The organism is Microcystis sp. LEGE 08355, from assembly GCF_015207185.1.
Taxonomy (GTDB): Bacteria; Cyanobacteriota; Cyanobacteriia; order Cyanobacteriales; family Microcystaceae; genus Microcystis; species Microcystis panniformis.
On the sequence record NZ_JADEXI010000652.1, the window covers coordinates 1 to 2,430 of the forward strand.

Sequence of the window (2,430 nt, forward strand, 5' to 3'; positions counted from 1 at the left end):
AACCTTTGGGCTCGATCCAATAAACGCTTGGGGAGAGAATACCTCTACTTTTTCAGAAGCAATTCTGTCTAAGCAAGTAATCTCTGTGAACCAAGAATCCCCGTCTCTTTAGAGCGGGGAGTGTCAATGATTGAAGAATGGGCCTCCATGGTCTTTTGGAAAGAAATGGCCGGGGAAATCCGCGATTGGCTAGAACAAATCGGGGCCTTTCGGGATGTCAAACTCTACCGCATCGGATGGGACGAAGACAGGCAAAATTTAGCCATCCGTACCTACTCTAACGATACTTGCTCAATTCACCCAAAAGATCTCATCCATCCTCGCGGCGAAAGACTTCTCCTCTTCTACAGCGATTGTACTTCCCCAGACTGGTATCAAGGACGCTATAACCAAGCTCTTCAGGACTGGGGAAAACACCAAATCGTCACCCTGCTTTCTCCCTTCCCGGAAGCAATGTGGGAAAGAACCGCCCTTAGTCGAGGTTGGTTCGTCTCCCTAGTCAACCAAACCCCCCGGAAACCTTCACAAAACTGGAGATTTACCTCTATCCCCCTGCTACTACAAATTGAGAACGAAGAGGAAAATCAACATATTCTCAGAGAAACAATCCAAAAAACCTACTTTCCCCTACCCACCATCTCCCTAACCCCTTCATCCTTAAAAGCTTGGGCGCTCGTTCTCAGTGGTGACAGCAACGCCACCTGTGCGGGGGTACTACTAGAAAAATCCCCCCAAAACAGAGAAATACCCGCAACTATTTCTCCGGAGATGTCTGGGAAGCAAGCTCTAGAACTATTCGCTAGTACCGCCTCACCTCTAGCTTGGGAATTACTGAAAAAATTAGCCGCAGCCCCGGTAAATCTTCCCATCATCCGTCTTATCCAAAGCCAACTTTTAAGCGCCTCTAACCCCCTAAACATAGCAGAAGTCATCCTTAGCGGTTTTCTCAAAGTCTATCTAGGAGGGGAACCAGTGAAGTGGGACAAAGGAGGTAAATTTAACTTTCATACTCCCCCCAACAGCCTAGATTTTGAATTGGATGATGAGGACAGAGAGCTTCTGCTCACTGAACTAGGGAATAGCCGCGCCTTAGAGGTAATTTTTGTCCTCTCGGAATACATCGCCCAAAAACTCAACCTGAGTACCACCACCTTTTTTGGTCTTATTCTTACCAATCCCCAAGTTCTCCTCGGCAAAGAAGCAGCTAATCTAGTTCGCGCCTTTGCCAAGGTATCTGCTAAGGTTTTCCAAAAGCTAGGGGAAGCAAAGTACCAAGAAATTAGCCAAAAGCTGCAATCTATGGTTGACTCACCTCCACCCCTACCGGTTGAGGAAAAGTGGCTGAGGAAATATAAAACCGTAACCATAGCTAAGGTAAAAGAGCTTACGGGAGGAGAGGAAATATTGTTTCAACTGCTCAAGGATAGACTTAAGGATTTCAGCGTAGAAGATGGGGAACTGTATCAGCGCCTTCGTTTAACCCCTGAGCAGCTTAAATTTTTGGCAAGCGAAGAAATAACCGCCGAGACAATCCCAGTCCAGTTTAGGGAAGTCTTGGATAACACAGAAGAAGAAATCATCACCGAGAAATTTAACCTAATCCTGTTCAAGTCTGAAACCGTTTTTGTGGATGAGAGGGGACAAATTACCGCCAAGGAACCCGTGAGAGCCTTCTACTTTGAACAAAATCCCCCCAGCTTAAAAATGCTCTATATTCCTTCGGGGGAGTTTTGGATGGGAACCGAAGCGGAGGAAATAGCGCGGCTAGTGGAAAAATACCTTAGGGATTGGTTCCAACGAGAATCCCCCAGACATTTAGTAAAAATCGCCCCTTTTTACCTAAGTCAAGCTCCGATTACCCAAGCTCAATGGTTATATATTGCCCAAAGAAAAGATTTAAAAGTAGAGCGGGATTTAAACCCAGAGCCATCATATTTTAAAGGCAGCACAAACCCCGTTGAAAGGGTATCTTGGTTAGATGCTGTAGAATTTTGCCAAAGGCTCTCTAAAATGACCAAGAAACAGTATCGGCTACCCAGTGAGGCGGAATGGGAGTATGCTTGTCGTGCTGGAACCACCACCCCCTTCCACTTCGGAGCAACCCTCACCTCAAATTTAGCTAACTACGATGCTAGGCAACGCTTTGCTAAGGAACCAGCAGGAGAACGTCGCGGGAAAACCACCCCCGTGGGGCAATTTCCCCCCAATGGTTTTGGTTTGTATGATATGCACGGCAATGTCTGGGAGTGGTGTCAGGATGACTTCCGGGAAAATTATCAAGGCGCACCTAATGATGGTAGTCCTCGGCGAGAAAAGAGCAAAAAACAGCAAAATCAGGCAAATAAAGCTCTGCGGGGCGGTTCTTGGTTCAGCAATCCGTATGGCTGCCGTTCCGCTTTCCGCTACTACTACAGCCGCCGCGGCTACTAC

Annotated in this window: 1 protein-coding gene; it reads left to right on the forward strand. The window is 47.0% G+C overall.

Annotated elements, in window-relative coordinates; translation table 11 throughout:
* Positions 1-126 precede the first annotated feature (126 nt).
* Positions 127-2,430, forward strand: a 2,304-nt coding sequence (locus tag IQ242_RS22495; RefSeq protein ID WP_228021160.1) for a formylglycine-generating enzyme family protein, incomplete at its 3' end; no start/stop codon positions are given.